The 19590-nt window shown below is 51.3% G+C and carries 17 protein-coding genes; 11 read left to right on the top strand and 6 right to left on the bottom strand.

The features are described from left to right. Window positions 1-125 precede the first annotated feature (125 nt). Together purU and ACB496_RS11945 are read right to left on the bottom strand one after the other, a co-directional pair. Entirely contained in the window at window positions 126-968 is an 843-nt protein-coding gene (gene purU / locus ACB496_RS11950) for a formyltetrahydrofolate deformylase (protein WP_100779930.1), read from the bottom strand. Between the two features lie 40 nt (window positions 969-1008). Beyond that, window positions 1009-1473, bottom strand: a complete 465-nt coding sequence (locus ACB496_RS11945; RefSeq protein ID WP_371972626.1) for a YchJ family protein — start codon at window positions 1471-1473, stop codon at window positions 1009-1011. A gap of 115 nt (window positions 1474-1588) precedes the next feature. Between ACB496_RS11945 and rssA the strand changes: the two genes are divergently transcribed. From rssA to galU, 3 genes are all read left to right on the top strand, one after another. After that, complete coding sequence (rssA, locus tag ACB496_RS11940; RefSeq protein WP_100779932.1) at window positions 1589-2491, top strand: patatin-like phospholipase RssA; 903 nt, start codon at window positions 1589-1591, stop codon at window positions 2489-2491. 88 nt (window positions 2492-2579) lie between these two features. Continuing rightward, window positions 2580-3593 carry a two-component system response regulator RssB gene (rssB, locus tag ACB496_RS11935; protein ID WP_371972625.1) on the top strand — a complete coding sequence of 338 codons (1014 nt, stop codon included), beginning with the start codon at window positions 2580-2582 and terminating at the stop codon, window positions 3591-3593. A 197-nt stretch (window positions 3594-3790) separates the two neighbouring features. Then, complete coding sequence (gene galU / locus ACB496_RS11930) at window positions 3791-4699, top strand: UTP--glucose-1-phosphate uridylyltransferase GalU (protein ID WP_100779934.1); 909 nt, start codon at window positions 3791-3793, stop codon at window positions 4697-4699. Window positions 4700-4897: 198 nt separating this feature from the next. On the opposite strand, the gene hns is transcribed toward galU, so the two are convergent. After that, window positions 4898-5311, bottom strand: a complete 414-nt coding sequence (gene hns / locus ACB496_RS11925; RefSeq protein ID WP_008502781.1) for a histone-like nucleoid-structuring protein H-NS — start codon at window positions 5309-5311, stop codon at window positions 4898-4900. A gap of 549 nt (window positions 5312-5860) precedes the next feature. Here hns and tdk point away from each other — a divergent pair. Then, window positions 5861-6475 carry a thymidine kinase gene (gene tdk, locus ACB496_RS11920; protein WP_371972624.1) on the top strand — a complete coding sequence of 205 codons (615 nt, stop codon included), beginning with the start codon at window positions 5861-5863 and terminating at the stop codon, window positions 6473-6475. An 81-nt stretch (window positions 6476-6556) separates the two neighbouring features. Here tdk and adhE read toward each other — a convergent pair whose 3' ends face one another. Further along, on the bottom strand, window positions 6557-9238 hold the full coding sequence (gene adhE / locus ACB496_RS11915) for a bifunctional acetaldehyde-CoA/alcohol dehydrogenase (RefSeq protein WP_100779936.1): 2682 nt from the start codon (window positions 9236-9238) through the stop codon (window positions 6557-6559). Window positions 9239-9724: 486 nt separating this feature from the next. Here adhE and ACB496_RS11910 point away from each other — a divergent pair, with 486 nt between their 5' ends. The 7 genes from ACB496_RS11910 to ACB496_RS11880 all read left to right on the top strand — a co-directional run bounded on the left by ACB496_RS11910 (window position 9725) and on the right by ACB496_RS11880 (window position 17658). Then, entirely contained in the window at window positions 9725-10372 is a 648-nt protein-coding gene (locus ACB496_RS11910; protein WP_100779937.1) for a YchE family NAAT transporter, read from the top strand. A gap of 772 nt (window positions 10373-11144) precedes the next feature. Next, window positions 11145-12779 (top strand): oligopeptide ABC transporter substrate-binding protein OppA, encoded by a 1635-nt coding sequence (gene oppA, locus ACB496_RS11905; RefSeq protein ID WP_102103882.1) that lies wholly within the window; start codon window positions 11145-11147, stop codon window positions 12777-12779. Between the two features lie 124 nt (window positions 12780-12903). Next, window positions 12904-13824, top strand: coding sequence for an oligopeptide ABC transporter permease OppB (oppB, locus tag ACB496_RS11900; protein ID WP_100779940.1), 921 nt, complete (start codon window positions 12904-12906; stop codon window positions 13822-13824). 14 nt (window positions 13825-13838) lie between these two features. Next, complete coding sequence (gene oppC, locus ACB496_RS11895) at window positions 13839-14747, top strand: oligopeptide ABC transporter permease OppC (RefSeq protein WP_102103881.1); 909 nt, start codon at window positions 13839-13841, stop codon at window positions 14745-14747. Between the two features lie 11 nt (window positions 14748-14758). After that, complete coding sequence (locus tag ACB496_RS11890; protein ID WP_100779942.1) at window positions 14759-15772, top strand: ABC transporter ATP-binding protein; 1014 nt, start codon at window positions 14759-14761, stop codon at window positions 15770-15772. Further along, entirely contained in the window at window positions 15769-16773 is a 1005-nt protein-coding gene (oppF, locus tag ACB496_RS11885) for a murein tripeptide/oligopeptide ABC transporter ATP binding protein OppF (protein WP_100779943.1), read from the top strand. Before ACB496_RS11890 ends, oppF begins: the two co-directional genes overlap by 4 nt. Window positions 16774-16821: 48 nt before the next feature. Next, entirely contained in the window at window positions 16822-17658 is an 837-nt protein-coding gene (locus ACB496_RS11880) for an ion transporter (protein WP_123427706.1), read from the top strand. A gap of 30 nt (window positions 17659-17688) precedes the next feature. On the opposite strand, the gene ACB496_RS11875 is transcribed toward ACB496_RS11880, so the two are convergent. Both ACB496_RS11875 and cls read right to left on the bottom strand, forming a co-directional pair. Next, the gene (locus ACB496_RS11875; RefSeq protein WP_100779945.1) at window positions 17689-18018 is read right to left on the bottom strand and encodes an HI1450 family dsDNA-mimic protein; all 330 of its coding nucleotides are present in this window, start codon (window positions 18016-18018) and stop codon (window positions 17689-17691) included. A gap of 34 nt (window positions 18019-18052) precedes the next feature. After that, window positions 18053-19513 carry a cardiolipin synthase gene (cls, locus tag ACB496_RS11870; RefSeq protein ID WP_100779946.1) on the bottom strand — a complete coding sequence of 487 codons (1461 nt, stop codon included), beginning with the start codon at window positions 19511-19513 and terminating at the stop codon, window positions 18053-18055. Between the last annotated feature and the right edge of the window lie 77 nt (window positions 19514-19590).

Here is a 19590-nt window from a genome sequence, read left to right as displayed (position 1 = left end):
GCTGGAAGCGGGGCGCATCATATCAAATGACGCGCCCCTGTAAAGCATTCCTTTGATGAAAACGATTCGTTTGTCTGCTTTTTACCCGTAAAGGCGCAAAGCTAATCAATTCATTTCACAAAGGATTAAAGAATAATCGTTCTGTTGCCGTAAACGAAGACGCGTTGGGCGAGTACCTGATACAGCGCGCGGCTTAACACGTTCTTCTCGACGTCGCGTCCGGCACGCATCATGTCTTCCGCCGTGTAGGTGTGATCGACGTGAATCACGTCCTGCATGATGATCGGGCCTTCGTCCAGGTTGTCGTTTACATAGTGGGCGGTTGCACCGATGATCTTCACACCACGCTCGTAGGCCTGGTGATAAGGACGCGCACCAATAAACGCCGGCAGGAACGAGTGGTGAATGTTGATGATCTTATTCGGGAAGCGGGAAACGAATGACGGCGTCAACACGCGCATGTACTTCGCCAGCACCACGTAGTCCGGGTTGTGCGCTTCGATGGCCTGAGCCATCAGATCGTCGTGCTCTTCGCGGGTGTGGCCTTCATGGCTCACCAGCTCGAACGGAATATCAAAACGCTCAACCAGAGTGCGCAGGGTATCGTGGTTGCCGATTACCGCGGCAATTTCGACGTCCAGACCACCGTAATTGGCTTTCATCAATAGATCGCCCAGGCAGTGGGCCTCTTTGGTGACCAGAATCACCACGCGACGACGCCCGGCTGGGGTCAGTTCACGGATGGAGTTTTCCGGTAACGCGCCGTCGAGATCGGCGAGCAGGGTGGTGTCGTTGAAGATCCCTTCCAGTTCGGTGCGCATAAAGAAGCGACCGGTGCGGTGATCTACAAATTCGTTGTTCTGCACGATATTCAGTTCATGCTTGTAACAAATGTTGGTAATACGGGCGATCAAACCCTTCTGGTCCGGGCAAATGGTACGCAGTATTTTGCGTTGTAATGATTGCATCGCGAGGAAATCCTGTTGAGTGTTTGCTTGTTATTTGTGGTCAGGCGTATTGCCCGCAACACTTTTTAAATTTTTTACCTGAACCGCAGGGGCAGGGGTCGTTACGACCAAACTGCGGACGAGTACCATCAATATAGTACCACTGTCCGCCCTCCAGTATGAACCGGGAGCGTTCGATGATGGCGCCAGGTTTATTGTGCTCGATAAATCGGGCAACAAAGCTGACAAAACCTTCATTGGGCGTGCTGCCGGGGGCGGTTTCATACTGCGTCAGGCCGAGCCATTGCGTATTAGCAAATCCAGCTTCAATTTCCTGGCGGAAGTCAGCGGCGTGGCACGAGGGGTGCCAGGTTTTAATCAGGTAGTCTGCGTCTTTGATCACAAAAGCAGCATACCGGGAGCGCATTAGGTGTGATGGATCGGGTGCAACCTGGTTGCCAGAAAGATATCGCTGGCAACATAGGCTATACTCGAGGGCGCTACCACAGGGGCAGAGTTGAGACACAATTCTCTTCCTGGAATAAAAAAGTCACGGCGTTTAAACGCCCAGGTGGCACTATGTTAACTGAGCAGTAGCGATGACGCTACGTTAGGAATCCAGGGGAAGTCAAACAGGGCTAATGAGAAAGGTAAAAATTGGTCTGGCGCTGGGATCAGGTGCAGCCCGGGGCTGGTCGCACATTGGCGTGATTAACGCGCTAAAACGACTGGGTGTCGATGTTGATCTTGTAGCAGGGTGTTCAATTGGTTCGCTGGTGGGTGCCGCCTACGCGTGCGGTAAAATGCCGGAACTCGAAACGTGGGTGCGTTCCTTTAGCTACTGGGACGTACTGCGCCTGATGGATCTTTCATGGCAACGCGGCGGCCTGCTGCGCGGTGAGCGCGTGTTTAACCAGTTCCGCCAAATCATGCCATTGGATGACTTCAACCATTGCCAGATGCCCTTTGGCGCCGTGGCAACCAATCTCAGCACGGGAAGGGAAATTTGGTTCACCGAGGGTGATATCCACCTTGCCGTCCGTGCGTCCTGCAGTATTCCTGGCCTGATGGCACCGGTTCCTCATAATGGCTACTGGCTGGTGGATGGCGGCGTAGTCAATCCCATACCGATCTCGCTGACCCGCGCGATGGGCGCTGATATTGTTATCGCCGTCGATTTGCAGCATGACGCCCACCTGATGCAACAAGATTTAATGCCGGTGAATCTCCAGAACGACGAAACGGAAAACGAAAAGCTGGCCTGGCATAAGCGCCTGCGTGAGCGTTTAGGGCGTGCAACGACGCGCCGGATGGTCTCCGCGCCGACGGCAATGGAGATCATGACCACTTCTATTCAGGTACTGGAGAATCGCCTGAAGCGAAATCGAATGGCGGGTGATCCTCCGGATATTCTGATTCAGCCATTCTGTCCGCAAATATCAACACTCGACTTCCATCGCGCAGATGCGGCGATCGCCGCCGGAGCACTGGCTGTTGAGAAAAAAATGGACGAACTGTTACCTTTGGTGCGAGCGACAGCTTAGCCCTTTTTTGAAGACTTCAGCAAAATCTGACAGGCGGTAGTACCAATAGCATGCCACTATTGATTTATCGTCTGCCAGAGGAGAGACCATGACACAGCCATTGGCAGGAAAACAGATTCTGATAGTCGAAGACGAGCCCGTTTTCCGTTCGCTGATGGATTCGTGGTTAAGTTCGCTGGGCGCAACGACCATACTGGCCGTTGATGGGGTGGATGCGCTGGAAAAAATGGCGTCAGCCAAGCTCGATCTGATGATTTGTGATATCGCGATGCCGCGCATGAACGGGCTTAAACTGGTGGAGCATCTGCGCAATGAAGGTGATCAGACGCCAATCCTTGTGATCTCCGCGACCGAGAATATGGCCGACATCGCCAAAGCGCTGCGTCTCGGCGTGCAGGATGTCCTCCTGAAGCCGGTAAAAGATTTGAACCGTCTGCGGGAAACGGTTTTTGCCTGCCTCTATCCGAATATGTTTAATTCCCGCGTTGAGGAAGAAGAGCGCCTTTTCCAGGACTGGGATGCGCTGGTCAGTAATCCCCATGCTGCTGCTAAGCTTTTACAAGAACTTCAGCCACCGGTTCAGCAGAATATATCGCATTGCAGAATTAACTATCGACAACTTGTTGCCGCAGATCAGCACGGCCTGGTGCTTGATATTGCACCGTTATCGGATGTTGACCTGGCATTTTATTGCCTCGATGTGACGAGAGCGGGTGATAACGGGGTATTAGCGGCATTATTATTGCGGGCATTATTTAACGGTTTGTTACAAGAACAGCTCTCCCATCAGGGGCAACGACTTCCTGAATTAGGGGCATTGCTGAAACAGGTGAACCATCTTTTCCGTCAGGCCAATTTGCCGGGACAGTTTCCGCTGTTAGTCGGTTATTACCATAGCGAATTAAAAAATCTCATTCTGGTCTCTGCGGGTCTAAACGCCACGTTGAATACCGGTGAGCATCATATTCAGGTCAGCAATGGTGTTCCATTAGGTACGCTAGGTACGACTTATCTTAATCAAATAAGTCACCGCTGTGCGTCCTGGCAGTGTCAAATTTGGGGAGCAGGTGGGCGTTTACGCTTAATGTTGTCCACGGAATAAGCAGTTGAATTTTATTCGTCAGATAGCTTTACCTTCGTTTTAACGGCAGTGCTACTATCACTGCCAGTTTGATACGTATTTATCCTAATTGATGGGTAACGTGCCCTTTTCAGACCCGGTTTACTGAACGAGACTGATATACTTGTCGCGTTATTCAATGCATAAAGTTCAAAACTTGAACAGTTCAGGAGATTTCAATGGCTGCCCTAAATTCGAAAGTTACAAAGGCCGTTATCCCGGTAGCGGGATTGGGAACCAGGATGCTACCGGCCACAAAGGCAATTCCGAAAGAAATGCTGCCTTTGGTCGATAAGCCATTAATCCAGTATGTCGTCAATGAATGTATTGCTGCCGGTATTACAGAAATTGTGCTGGTGACCCATTCGTCCAAAAACTCTATCGAAAACCATTTCGATACCAGTTTTGAACTTGAAGCCATGCTGGAAAAACGCGTTAAACGTCAGCTGCTGGAAGAAGTTCAGTCAATCTGCCCACCTCACGTGACCATCATGCAGGTGCGTCAGGGGCTGGCTAAGGGCCTGGGACACGCTGTGCTGTGCGCGCATCCGGTTGTCGGTGATGAGCCGGTCGCGGTTATTCTGCCAGACGTGATTCTCGATGAGTTCGAATCAGACCTCTCTCAGGACAACCTCGCTGATATGATTCGTCGCTTTGACGAAACCGGCAGCAGCCAGATCATGGTAGAGCCTGTTGAAGACGTGACTGCGTATGGTGTTGTGGACTGCAAAGGCGTTGATCTGAAGCCAGGTGAGAGCGTGCCAATGGTCGGTGTGGTTGAGAAGCCAAAAGCCGATGTGGCGCCGTCTAACCTCGCGGTCGTTGGTCGCTATGTGCTGAGCGCAGAGATTTGGCCACTGCTGGCGAAAACCCCTCCGGGTGCCGGCGACGAAATCCAGCTGACCGATGGCATTGATATGCTGATCGAAAAAGAGACCGTTGAAGCCTACCACATGAAAGGCAAGAGCCATGACTGCGGTAATAAACTCGGTTATATGCAGGCTTTCGTTGAATATGGTATTCGCCATAACTCACTGGGCGAAGAATTTAAAGCCTGGCTGAAAGAGACCATGGGTATTAAAAACTAATCTGCCCCCTGTGACGGTCGAAACCGGTGTGAGTCTTACTCCACCGGTTTTTTTATGCCTGATACCGGCACCGAGGGTATGTAAGGAAGTTGGCACTAATAGATGTGGCTATATGACGGGGTGTAAGAAGATATCTCGGCGGTAAATTACAGGCATAAAAAATCCCGTATAAACGGGATTTTTCTGAAGGCGGGGTGATTAATCCTTGATCAGGAAATCGTCCAGTTGTTTGCCTTGCTCATCCATGGCTTTCTTGATTACAGCTGGGGTACGGCCCTGGCCAGTCCAGGTTTTAGTTTCGCCGTTCTCGTCAACGTAGCTATATTTAGCCGGGCGAGCAGCGCGTTTAGCTTTAGTACCGGTCTTAGCAGCAGCCATGCTGTTCAGTAATTCGTTTGGATCGATACCATCTGCAATCAGCATTTCGCGATATTGCTGCAGTTTACGAGTGCGTTCTTCGATTTCAGCAGCAGCTGCGCTTTCTTCTTCACGACGTTCGTTTACAACAACTTCTAATTTTTCCAGCATTTCTTCCAGCGTTTCGAGGGTGCATTCTCTTGCCTGCGCACGAAGAGTACGGATGTTGTTCAGAATTTTAAGTGCTTCGCTCATTGTAGTAATCTCAAACTTATATTGGGTTGGTTTGTTGTCCTAATAATAGAGTGATAATTTCAGATGTGCAATAGGTCGGAATGTAAGGAATTCAAAAAAGAGTTAATATCTGGCGCTATTATTAATGACGCTAACTTAAATTTCATTACGCCAAAGACGGATTTGATATCCCTGCTAATGGGATAAACTGATGGCCAGAGTGTTTAGTTTTGTGACAAATCTCTAACCGCTTATAGTTACCCCGGATAAATATCAACCTTTTGTATTACTCCCATAAAGCCGTTTAACCGCACCGATAGTTAATAAATACTGAATTTTAAAGCCGGCTGATTCCACTATAAAAATCAGGATTTGCTTAAGTTGAAATGTCAGGGTTTATGACGTCCAGGTGTGATTACTGCCTGTTTTAACATGCTATTTTCTCTTTTCGTCCGGAACATGACTTTACTTCTCAGGCTGAGTCTGTGCGTAGCGTCGCTGAGAAAGGGGGAAAAATAGGGTACAATCAACCATCGGGAATATTACACATTGATTAGGGTTTAACGACCAATGGCACAACTTTATTTTTACTATTCCGCAATGAATGCAGGGAAGTCGACGGCGCTCCTACAGTCGGCTTATAACTATCAAGAAAGGGGTATGCGCGCTATCGTCTACACCGCCGAGATTGACGATCGCTTTGGTGCCGGAAAGGTGAGCTCGCGTATCGGCCTGTCGTCGCCTGCAACGCTGTTTAATAAAGAGACTGACCTGCTAAAAGATATCGGCACAGAACACGCGCAGAAGCCGGTACATTGCGTTCTGGTGGACGAGAGCCAGTTCCTGACCCGCGAGCAAGTCCATGCGTTATCTGAAGTGGTCGATCAGCTGGATATTCCCGTGCTTTGCTATGGTTTACGCACCGATTTCCGCGGAGAGCTGTTTATTGGTAGCCAGTATTTACTGGCGTGGTCAGATAAGCTGGTGGAACTGAAAACTATCTGTTTCTGTGGCCGTAAAGCCAGTATGGTGCTTCGTCTTGATCAGGAAGGGAAACCTTACGCAGAAGGGGAGCAGGTGGTGATTGGTGGCAATGAGCGTTATATCTCGGTATGCCGCAAGCATTATAAAGAAGCGCTGGTTGTCGGCTCACTGACGGCAATTCAGGAAGATTCTCGCCGATAACAGCTTATTCCCCTTTGTCTGTAGAGTAATCATCAGACATAAAAAAACCCGCCGAGGCGGGTTTTTTATTGGGCTAAGCAATTAAGCGTTTTTCTTCACTTTCTTGTCAGCTTTAAGAACAACAGGTGCTTCAGTTTTCACTGCAACAGCGTTGTCTTCGTGGAACTCACGGCCGTAGTAGGTATCCAGCAGAATCTGTTTCAGCTCGGAGATCAGTGGGTAGCGCGGGTTCGCACCAGTACACTGGTCATCGAAGGCATCTTCAGACAGCTTGTCAACGTGTGCCAGGAAGTCAGCTTCCTGAACGCCCGCTTCACGGATTGACTTAGGAATACCTAGTTCAGCTTTGATGCTGTCCAGCCATGCCAGCAGTTTCTCGATCTTCGCAGCGGTACGGTCACCAGGAGCGCTCAGACCCAGGTGGTCTGCGATTTCAGCGTAGCGACGACGAGCCATTGGGCGGTCGTACTGGCTGAATGCAGTCTGCTTGGTTGGGTTGTCATTCGCGTTATAGCGGATAACGTTGGAAATCAGCAGGGCGTTCGCCAGACCGTGAGGAATGTGGAACTGAGAGCCCAGCTTGTGCGCCATGGAGTGACATACACCCAGGAAGGCGTTAGCAAACGCGATACCTGCGATAGTCGCGGCATTGTGCACACGCTCACGAGCAACCGGGTTTTTAGACCCTTCGTTGTAAGACGCTGGCAGGTTTTCTTTCAGCAGTTTCAGAGCCTGCAGTGCCTGACCGTCAGAGAACTCAGATGCCAGTACAGAAACGTAAGCTTCCAGGGCGTGAGTTACTGCATCCAGACCACCGAATGCACACAGTGATTTCGGCATATCCATGACCAGGTTGGCATCTACGATAGCCATGTCTGGAGTCAGCGCGTAGTCAGCCAGTGGGTATTTCTGGCCGGTTGCGTCGTCGGTAACAACCGCAAACGGAGTCACTTCAGAACCGGTACCAGAAGTGGTGGTGACGGCGATCATTTTCGCTTTCACACCCATTTTCGGGAACTTGTAGATACGTTTACGGATGTCCATAAAGCGCAGCGCCAGCTCTTCGAAGTGCGTTTCTGGGTGCTCGTACATAACCCACATGATTTTCGCGGCATCCATTGGGGAACCGCCACCGAGTGCGATGATCACGTCTGGTTTGAAGGAGTTCGCCAGTTCCGCACCTTTACGAACAACGGTGAGGGTTGGGTCAGCTTCTACTTCGAAGAAGACTTCAGTCTCAACGCCAGCCGCTTTCAGAACGGAGGTGATCTGGTCTGCATAGCCGTTGTTGAACAGGAAACGGTCAGTCACGATGAGCGCACGTTTGTGGCCATCAGTAATCACTTCATCCAGCGCGATTGGCAGAGAGCCACGGCGGAAGTAGATAGATTTCGGAAGTTTATGCCACAACATGTTTTCAGCTCGCTTAGCAACGGTTTTCTTGTTGATCAGGTGCTTAGGACCAACGTTTTCAGAGATGGAGTTACCACCCCATGAACCACAACCCAGAGTCAGGGAAGGCGCGAGTTTGAAGTTGTACAGGTCACCGATACCACCCTGAGAAGCCGGGGTGTTAATCAGAATACGTGCGGTCTTCATTTTGTCGCCGAAGAATTTCACACGTTCTGGCTGGTTGTCCTGGTCAGTGTACAGACAAGAGGTATGACCGATACCGCCCATTGCCACCAGTTTCTCTGCTTTGACCACAGCGTCTTCGAAGTCTTTCGCACGGTACATCGCCAGAGTAGGGGACAGTTTTTCGTGTGCGAAAGGTTCGCTTTCATCAACCACTTTCACTTCACCGATCAGGATCTTAGTGGTAGCGGGTACGGTGAAACCTGCGAGTTCAGCGATTTTGTATGCTGGCTGACCAACGATGGCGGCGTTCAGTGCGCCATTTTTCAGGATGATGTCCTGAACCGCTTTCAGCTCTTTGCCCTGCAGCAGGTAGCCGCCGTGGCTTGCGAAGCGCTCGCGCACCGCATCATAGACAGAATCAACCACAACAACGGACTGCTCAGAAGCACAGATAACGCCGTTATCGAAGGTTTTGGACATCAGGACAGAAGCAACAGCACGTTTGATATCAGCCGTTTCGTCGATAACAACAGGGGTGTTACCTGCGCCTACGCCGATTGCTGGTTTACCAGAGCTGTATGCTGCTTTAACCATGCCTGGGCCACCGGTCGCCAGGATCAGGTTAATGTCCGGGTGATGCATCAGTGCGTTTGACAGTTCAACAGAAGGTTGGTCAATCCAGCCGATCAGATCTTTTGGTGCACCCGCAGCGATGGCTGCCTGCAGTACGATGTCAGCGGCTTTGTTAGTCGCATCTTTAGCACGTGGGTGTGGGGAGAAGATGATGGCGTTACGCGTCTTCAGGCTGATCAGAGATTTGAAGATCGCGGTAGAAGTCGGGTTAGTTGTCGGAACGATACCGCAAATGATACCGATAGGTTCTGCAATGGTGATGGTACCGAAGGTGTGGTCTTCAGCCAGCACGCCACAGGTTTTCTCATCTTTATAGGCGTTGTAGATATACTCAGAAGCAAAGTGGTTCTTGATCACTTTATCTTCTACGATACCCATACCGGATTCGGCAACGGCCATTTTAGCGAGAGGGATTCGAGCATCTGCAGCAGCCAGTGCGGCGGCGCGGAAGATTTTATCAACCTGTTCTTGGGTGAAATTGGCATATTCACGCTGGGCTTTTTTGACGCGCTCGACGAGTGCGTTCAGTTCAGCGATATTAGTAACAGCCATAATGCTCTCCTGATAATGTTTAAACTCTTTTAGTAAACCAGCGCTCGATACGACAACATTATAGACGAGGTGCCAGTACTTGCTTAACACACAGTAAAACAAAGGTTTAGTCTCGTTTACTGTTAACGCTTTGCACTAACTTACTAAAAGAGCCTGACTTTAGCATCATCCCTTTTTGTTTCTTTCTCTCCCTTTTGATGTCACCCAGATTACTCACTTCTGAGTACGAAAAACATGATCTAAATCAATTTACACCGAAGCTGATACCTTTCAGCAAGGGTATTTCGCACAATCATATCAAGTGTTAAATAATTACAAAAGTAATGGAATCAAAACTATCATTGCTTACACAAATACATAACACATGAAAATCATAGCGTTTTGGCGCAGATTTCTGGTGAAGTATGCTGATAAAAAGCGTATCTTCAGCGCGGTTTTTATCCCTTTATTATGTCGCCTGGGCCATGCTGATTTACGGAGCTAACTGTGACCCCATTGCTCTTTGATTTTTCTACCTATTTTAAGTTTTTTATCGGGTTGTTCGCGCTGGTGAACCCGGTCGGGATCATTCCTGTCTTCATTAGCATGACCAGTTATCAGACGGCGGTTGCCAGAAATAAGACCAATTTGACGGCAAACCTGTCGGTGGCCATCATTTTGCTGACGTCGCTTTTCCTCGGTGATTCGATTCTGCAAATCTTTGGCATCTCCATCGACTCCTTCCGTATCGCCGGCGGCATCCTGGTGGTGACTATCGCCATGTCGATGATCAGCGGTAAGCTGGGTGAGGATAAACAGAACAAGCAGGAAAAATCAGAAACGGCGGTGCGCGAAAGCATTGGCGTTGTGCCGCTGGCGTTGCCGTTGATGGCCGGACCGGGAGCAATCAGCTCGACCATCGTCTGGGGAACCCGCTACCACAACTGGGTGCATCTGGTTGGCTTTTCGGTGGCGATTGCGCTGTTTGCCCTCTGCTGCTGGGGCGTTTTCCGAATTGCACCCTGGCTGGTGCGTTTGCTGGGGCAGACTGGAATTAACGTTATTACCCGTATTATGGGCCTGTTGCTGATGGCGCTTGGGATAGAATTTATTGTGACCGGGCTAAAAAGTATTTTCCCTGGGTTACTAAATTAACGTTTTCATATGAAAGAGCGGAGCCAGTGGCTCCGTTTTTTTTCGTGATTATCAGCAAATCATATAAATAAAGTTGAAAACTTCACAAGACATAATAAATTCTGCTAATAAATCTGTTTTCTTACATTTCAGTAACTTAGTTTTATCCTTTCAAACGACCTGAACATAAACCGCGCAAACACTCTGTTATTTTACTCACACGATACTCTGGGGCTTGCTGTGCGATAACTGAAATGATATTAGTAATTTCAACATTCCCCTAGACGAATGTGCTAAATAATAATCAGTTGTTAAATTTTTGTACAAAAACCCACCGAGGTGACCACAGCACAGCGGTTGGCGAGAGGAAACTCTCTATCACATTGAATATTTGGTAGTTTCTTTACCTTTGATGTGTGGCAGGACGCCCCCCAGAAAAACGGGACTCCCCGTAAAAGAGAATTGCTTAACAAATTTGCAAAATGTATTGGCGCGAAATTAAGCCATTTGGTACTTTCCGGCCTTATATTTTGCCAACGCACTCTTCCAGATGAGAATGATTTTCAAATATAACGCTCATCTCAACTAGACATCACACGCCTCAAAACAGGGGAGGCGTGTTAAGAATCGACGCAAGGCGGCCAAACGAGCCACCAGTAATAAGTACAGTCGGTGATAGCAAGAAGTAAACGACCTGACAGCAGCTAAACTCCTGCGTTGTTCAGGACCCCTTAGGGGAAATAAACAGGCTGGCATTAAAACCAGTAATTATAATGAGTGGAGTATCAACACAATGTCCATCATCACAAAAAAAAGTCTGATTGCCGCAGGAATTTTCACTGCGCTAATCGCAGGTAATATGGCAATGGCTGCTGATGTACCTGCAGGTGTCACACTGTCAGAAAAGCAAACCATGATCCGCAACAATGGCGCCGAGCCACAGTCACTGGATCCGAACAAAATTGAAGGCGTTCCTGAAGCAAACATCAGCCGCGACCTGTTTGAAGGCCTGCTGATTACCTCCACCAAAGACGGTCACCCGATCCCGGGCGTGGCTGAATCCTGGGATAATAAAGACTTTAAAGTCTGGACATTCCACCTGCGTAAAGACGCAAAATGGTCCAACGGTGAACCTGTCACCGCACAAGATTTCGTATACAGCTGGCAGCGTCTGGTGGATCCAAACACCGCATCCCCGTACGCCAGCTATCCGCAGTACGGTCACATCCTGAACGTTGATGAAATCATCGACGGCAAAAAGAAACCTTCTGAGCTGGGCGTAAAAGCGGTTGATGACCACACGCTGGAAGTGACCCTGAGCGAACCTGTTCCATACTTCTACAAACTGCTGGTTAACCCGGCCATGTCACCGGTCAACAAAGCCGCTATCGAAAAATTCGGTGAGAAATGGACTCAGCCAGCGAACATCGTGACCAACGGTGCCTACAAGCTGAAAGACTGGGTGGTTAACGAGCGTATCGTGATGGAGCGTAATACCAACTACTGGGATAACGCGAAAACCATCGTCGATCAGATTACCTATCTGCCGATCTCGTCTGAAGTCACCGACGTAAACCGCTACCGCAGCGGTGAGATCGACATGACTTATAACAACCTGCCGATCGAACTGTTCCAGAAACTGAAAAAAGAGATCCCGACCGAAGTTCACGTTGACCCGTATCTGTGTACTTATTACTACGAAATCAACAACCAGAAAGCGCCATTCAATGACGCTCGCGTACGTACCGCGCTGAAGCTGGGTCTGGATCGCGACATCATCGTGAACAAAGTAAAAGCACAGGGCGATCTGCCTGCGTTCGGCTATACCCCGCCATATACTGACGGTGCGAAACTGACCAAACCAGAGTGGTTCTCCTGGACTCAGGAAAAACGTAACGAAGAAGCGAAAAAACTGCTGGCTGAAGCAGGCTACACCGCTGATAAACCGTTGACGTTTAACCTGCTGTACAACACCTCCGATCTGCACAAAAAACTGGCCATCGCGGCTTCCTCCATCTGGAAGAAAAACCTGGGTGTGGATGTGAAGCTGGTGAACCAGGAGTGGAAAACCTTCCTGGATACCCGTCATCAGGGCAACTATGACGTGGCGCGTGCGGGCTGGTGTGCGGACTACAACGAACCGACTTCCTTCCTGAACACTATGCTGTCTGACAGCTCCATGAACACCGCGCACTATAAGAGCCCGGCCTTTGACGCGATCATGAAAGATACGCTGAAAGTGACTGACGAAGCGCAGCGTACTGCACTGTACGACAAAGCGGAACAGCAGTTGGGTCAGGACTCTGCGATTGTACCGGTTTACTACTATGTAAACGCGCGTCTGGTGAAACCATGGGTTGGCGGTTATACCGGCAAAGATCCGATGGATAACATCTACACCAAAGATCTGTACATCATTAAGCATTAATGGCAAACCGTGGGGCAAAGTTATTTGCCCCACCGTGTCTTAATTCATCGCACAATATACACGGCATCATTCAGGAACGACTGAACGAGCTTGTGTAAAAGGCACACGCCAGAAGGTACGGGCAATGTTGAAATTTATCCTACGTCGCTGTCTTGAAGCGATACCGACGCTTTTTATTCTCATTACGATTTCATTCTTCATGATGCGTCTCGCACCAGGTAGTCCGTTTACCAGCGAGCGCGCACTGCCGCCAGAAGTCATGGCGAACATCGAAGCCAAATACCATTTAAACGATCCTATCTCCACGCAGTACTTCAATTATCTGAAGCAGCTGGCGCAGGGTGATTTTGGTCCTTCGTTTAAATATAAAGACTATTCCGTTAACGACCTCGTCGCATCGAGCTTCCCCGTGTCGGCTAAGTTAGGCGCAGCGGCATTTATTCTGGCCGTTGTTCTGGGGGTCACCGCAGGCGTCATCGCCGCGCTGAAACAAAACACCCGATGGGACTACACGGTAATGGGGATCGCCATGACCGGGGTGGTTATCCCGAGCTTTGTGGTGGCACCGTTACTGGTGATGATATTTGCCATCACGCTCAAATGGCTGCCCGGAGGCGGCTGGAACGGCGGGGCGCTAAAATTCATGATTCTGCCTATGGTGGCGCTCTCTCTGGCCTATATCGCCAGTATCGCGCGTATTACCCGTGGTTCGATGATTGAAGTGCTCCACTCCAACTTTATTCGTACCGCGCGGGCGAAAGGCCTGCCGATGCACCGCATCATTCTCCGTCATGCGTTAAAACCTGCGCTGCTGCCTGTGCTCTCCTATATGGGCCCTGCGTTCGTTGGGATCATCACGGGTTCCATGGTCATTGAAACCATTTACGGCCTGCCGGGTATCGGTCAGCTGTTTGTGAATGGCGCCCTGAACCGTGACTACTCGCTGGTGCTCAGCCTTACGATCCTGGTCGGTGCACTGACCATTCTCTTTAACGCCATTGTCGATGTGCTGTATGCCGTTATCGACCCGAAAATTCGCTACTAGCGCTGGAGCACGCCATGATGTTGAGTAAGAAAAACAGCGAGGCGCTGGAAAACTTCACTGAGAAACTTGAAGTCGAAGGGCGCAGCCTGTGGCAGGACGCCCGCCGTCGCTTTATGCATAACCGTGCGGCGGTCGCCAGTCTGGTCGTGTTGATCTGCATTGCCCTGTTCGTGGCCTTGGCCCCGATGCTGTCGCAGTTCACCTATTTCGATACTGACTGGGGCATGATGTCCAGTGCTCCGGATATGGTTTCCGGCCACTACTTTGGTACGGACTCCTCCGGACGCGACCTGCTGGTGCGCGTGGCGATCGGTGGCCGTATCTCTCTGATGGTCGGTATCGCTGCGGCGCTGGTGGCGGTGATCGTCGGCACACTTTACGGCTCGCTTTCCGGCTACCTCGGCGGCAAAGTGGATTCCGTGATGATGCGTCTGCTGGAAATCCTGAACTCCTTCCCGTTTATGTTCTTCGTTATTCTGCTGGTGACCTTCTTTGGACAAAACATCCTGCTGATCTTCGTGGCTATCGGGATGGTTTCCTGGCTGGATATGGCGCGTATCGTGCGTGGCCAGACTCTGAGCCTGAAGCGTAAAGAATTTATCGAAGCAGCCCAGGTGGGCGGTGTCTCCGTCAGCGGGATTGTGGTGCGTCATATCGTGCCAAACGTGCTCGGCGTGGTTGTGGTGTACGCATCACTGCTGGTACCCAGCATGATCCTGTTTGAATCCTTCCTGAGCTTCCTCGGTCTGGGTACCCAGGAGCCGCTGAGCAGCTGGGGCGCATTGTTAAGCGATGGCGCAAACTCCATGGAAGTCTCTCCGTGGCTGCTGCTATTCCCGGCTGGTTTCCTGGTGGTAACCCTGTTCTGTTTCAACTTTATCGGCGATGGTCTGCGTGATGCCCTCGACCCGAAAGACCGTTAAGGAGTGCCGCGATGACTATTATTGAAACGGCAGCTGCGCCACAGGCGCAAAAGCAGCAAAACGTGCTGCTGGATGTCAAAGATCTGCGCGTCACCTTTAAAACCCCGGATGGCGATGTTACCGCCGTCAACGATCTGAATTTCGATCTGCGGGCCGGTGAAACGCTGGGTATCGTCGGTGAGTCCGGCTCCGGTAAATCGCAAACCGCCTTTGCGCTGATGGGGCTGCTGGCACCGAATGGCCGCATCGGAGGAACCGCGACCTTTAACGGCAAAAACATTCTGAATCTGCCTGAGCACGAGTTGAACAAGCTGCGCGCAGAACAGATTTCGATGATTTTCCAGGACCCAATGACCTCGCTGAACCCGTACATGCGTGTGGGCGAGCAGCTGATGGAAGTCCTGATGCTGCATAAAGGCATGAACAAAGCAGAAGCGTTCGAAGAGTCGGTGAGAATGCTGGATGCAGTCAAAATGCCAGAAGCGCGTAAACGCATGCGCATGTTCCCGCACGAGTTTTCCGGTGGGATGCGCCAGCGCGTAATGATCGCCATGGCGCTGCTGTGTCGGCCAAAACTGCTGATCGCCGATGAACCCACCACCGCGCTGGACGTGACCGTTCAGGCACAGATCATGACCCTGCTGAACGAACTGAAGCGTGAGTTCAACACCGCCATCATCATGATTACCCACGATCTCGGCGTCGTGGCCGGCATCTGTGACAAAGTGCTGGTGATGTATGCCGGTCGTACCATGGAGTACGGCAGGGCGCGCGATGTGTTCTATCATCCTGCACACCCGTACTCTATCGGTCTGCTGAATGCAGTTCCGCGTCTCGATGCGGAAGGTGAATCCCTGCTGACCATTCCCGGCAACCCGCCAAACCTGCTGCGTCTGCCGAAAGGCTGCCCGTTCCAGCCTCGCTGCCAGTACGCGATGGAAATCTGCAACAGCGCACCCCCGCTGGAAGAGTTTGCACCAGGCCGTCTGCGCGCCTGCTTTAAGCCGCATGAGGAGCTGGTATGAACGCCATTGACGAAAAAAGAAATGTCTTGCTCGAAATCGCTGACCTAAAAGTGCATTTCGATATTAAAGACGGCAAGCAGTGGTTCTGGCAGCCGTCGAAAACCCTGAAAGCCGTCGATGGCGTCACCCTGCGTCTTTACGAAGGGGAGACTCTGGGCGTGGTCGGCGAGTCTGGCTGTGGAAAGTCGACCTTTGCCCGCGCCATTATCGGCCTGGTCAAAGCGACGGACGGCAAAGTGGCCTGGCTTGGCAAAGACCTGCTGGGAATGAAACAGGAAGAGTGGCGCGCGGTGCGCAGCGACATCCAGATGATTTTCCAGGATCCGCTGGCCTCCCTGAACCCGCGTATGAACATCGGCGATATCATTGCTGAGCCGCTTCGCACCTATCATCCGAAAATGCCGCGTCAGGAAGTTCGCGATCGCGTGAAAGCGATGATGATGAAAGTGGGCCTGTTGCCGAACCTTATCAACCGCTATCCGCACGAGTTTTCTGGTGGTCAGTGTCAGCGTATCGGTATTGCCCGCGCGCTGATTCTGGAACCGAAGCTGATTATTTGTGACGAACCGGTTTCAGCACTGGACGTGTCGATTCAGGCGCAGGTGGTGAACTTGCTGCAGAAATTGCAGCGTGAAATGGGGCTGTCGCTGATCTTCATCGCCCATGACCTGGCGGTGGTGAAACACATCTCCGACCGTGTGCTGGTGATGTATCTTGGTCATGCGGTTGAGCTGGGCACCTATGATGAGGTCTATCACAACCCGCTGCACCCGTACACCAAAGCGCTGATGTCTGCGGTGCCGGTTCCCGACCCGGATCTGGAAAAAAATAAAGTGATCCAGCTTCTGGAAGGTGAGCTGCCTTCGCCGATCAACCCGCCATCTGGCTGCGTGTTCCGCACGCGTTGCCCAATGGCGGGGCCGGAATGTGCGCAAACCCGGCCTGTATTGGAAGGAAGTTTCCGACATGCGGTTTCCTGCCTGAAAGTAGACCCGTTATAATCGCAAGGGCTGACATGATGTCAGCCCTTCTTCTTTTGCGAGGTTAATGTGTCGATATCCGTTTCTTCTGTACGGCGTAAGACCTATCGCCTGCTATTCGATCCTAACACCCGCTCCGGGCGTCGCTTCGAAGGATTGTGCGGCCTGTTTGCGCTTCTCAGCGTATTCATCATCTTTATTGAATCCGGCCTGGGGACGCAGTATCACCTTACGCTTGATGAATGGCATCTGTTCGTCTGGCTGGAGCTTTTTGTCACCCTGATATTTACCCTGGAGTATTTCCTGCGCCTGTTCAGCTGGGCGAATCCGGCGAAATATGTGTTCAGCTTCTGGGGGATTATTGATTTAGCGACGATTCTGCCGCTGTATGTAATGTGGCTGTGGCCTGAAATCAGCATCAATTATGTTTTTGCGTGGCGAGCGATGCGCGCCATCCGCGTGCTGCGAGTCCTGAAACTGCTGCGTTTTATGCCGTCATTGCGCGTGTTCTGGAAAGCCATTTATAGCGCCCGGCATCAGCTGATCCTGTTCTATTCGTTTATCGCGATTGTGATGGTGGTTTTCGGCGCGCTGATGTATCTGATTGAAGGGCCGACTTACGGTTTCACCACGCTGAATGCGTCGGTGTACTGGGCGATTGTCACCGTGACGACCGTGGGCTACGGGGACATTACCCCCCACACGCCGCTCGGCAGGATCGTGGCGTCGGTGCTGATTTTGATTGGTTACTCGGTGATTGCTATCCCGACCGGGCTGATTACCACCCACATGAGCGCGGCATTTCAGAATCGTCAGCAGCAGCGTAAGTGCCCGAGATGCCAGCAGGCGAGCCATGAGCATAGCGCGCGGTTTTGTAATCGCTGCGGGAGTGAACTACCGGACTAAATAAAAAAGGCTGCCATCGCAGCCTTTTTGTTATTCGCGCCAGAGGATGTGGCACAGTTTGTGATCTTTTTCCCGGCACAACAGCACGCGGGCAAAAATATCGTTAATCTCGCCGCCGTCAGTATCGGCCAGCCCAATCACCACTTCGGCGAAGAAGTCTGGGTTGAGGTCGAAATCGACGTGCTCGGCCCAGTCTTCGGACGGGTCAAACAGCTCTGCGCCGCCGCGCTCTTCAAATTGCAGATTGAAGAGGATCACGTCTGCGGGATCGAGATTGTCCATCGCCAGTTCGAGAAAAATGTCGTAGGCCTGCTCAAGGGTTTCGTCTTCAGTCAGGCGATTGTTCAGATCCATTTCCATGATGATTACCTGTTAAAACATCGTTGGGCACGTTTTACAGCAACGGACTAAAGAAGTAAAACAGTCGTTCGGTGATCCGCTGCCACAGCGGACGTTTCATCCACAGATGCGCGTCCAGCAGGCGCGAGCGGGAGATATAATCGTCCTGCACCGCCGCCAGATCGCCACCAAAACCGACGTCATCAATCACCAGTGTAATTTCAAAATTGAGCCACAGGCTACGCATATCCAGATTCACCGTGCCGACCAGGCTCAGTTCGCCGTCGACCAGCACACTCTTGGTATGCAACAAGCCCCCTTCAAACTGATAAATTTTGACACCCGCTGCCAGCAGTTCGCTAAAGAAGGCCCGGCTGGCCCATCCCACCAGAACTGAATCGTTTTTACGCGGCATAATAATGCTGACATCCACACCGCGCTGTGCGGCGGTGCAAATCGCATGGAGCAGGTCGTCGCTCGGGACAAAGTAGGGCGTGGTCATGATCAGATATTCACGCGCAGAATACGCCGCCGTGAGCAGCGCCTGGTGGATTAAATCCTCAGGAAATCCAGGCCCGGAAGCGATGGTGTGAATGGTATGGCCGCTCTCTTGCTCAAACGGCATGATGTTAGCGTCGGGCGGCGGCGGCAAAATGCGTTTGCCGGTTTCGATTTCCCAGTCGCAGGAGTAAACAATCCCCATCGCCGTTGCAACCGGGCCTTCCATACGCGCCATTAAATCGACCCACTGACCCACGCCAGAGTCCTGTTTAAAGAAGCGCGGATCGACCATGTTCATGCTGCCGGTGTAGGCTATATAGTTGTCGATCATGATCATCTTGCGATGCTGGCGTAAATCCATGCGGCGCAGGAACACACGCAGCAGATTTACCTTCAGCGCTTCGACAACTTCAATGCCGGCATTACGCATCATGGTCGCCCAGGGACTACGGAAGAACGCCACGCTGCCGGCGGAATCGAGCATCAGACGGCAGTGAATACCCCGGCGCGATGCCGCCATCAGCGATTCCGCCACCTGGTCGGCCATTCCGCCGGGCTGCCAGATATAGAACACCATCTCGATATTATGTCGGGCGAGCTGGATATCGCGGATCAGCGCCTGCATCACATCGTCGGAGGTAGTGAGTAACTGCAGCTGGTTGCCTTTGACGCCGCCAATTCCCTGACGACGTTCGCAAAGTTTGAACAGAGACGAGGCGACGCTGCTGTTCTCCTGGGCGAAAATATGTTTGCAGGATTTCAGATCGTTCAGCCATTTTGCCGTCGACGGCCACATGGCGCGTGCACGCTCGGCGCGGCGCTTACCCAGATGCAATTCACCAAAGGAGAGATACGCGATAATTCCTACCAGCGGCAGGATGTAGATGATCAAAAGCCAGGCCATGGCAGAAGGGACGGCCCGGCGTTTCATCAGGATGCGAAGTGTCACACCTGCGATCAGCAGCCAGTATCCCAAAATGACCAGCCAACTCACCACGGTGTAGAAGGTTGTCATAAATAAAAAATCCTTTTGAAAGCGTATTGTTATGAGTGTACGCATCAGAATTGATCTGGCAAATAAAAAGGGTGGGT

The organism is Lelliottia nimipressuralis (assembly GCF_041464075.1).
GTDB classification, from domain to species: domain Bacteria; phylum Pseudomonadota; class Gammaproteobacteria; order Enterobacterales; family Enterobacteriaceae; genus Enterobacter; species Enterobacter nimipressuralis.
This window is presented reverse-complemented; position numbering and strand designations above follow the sequence as displayed.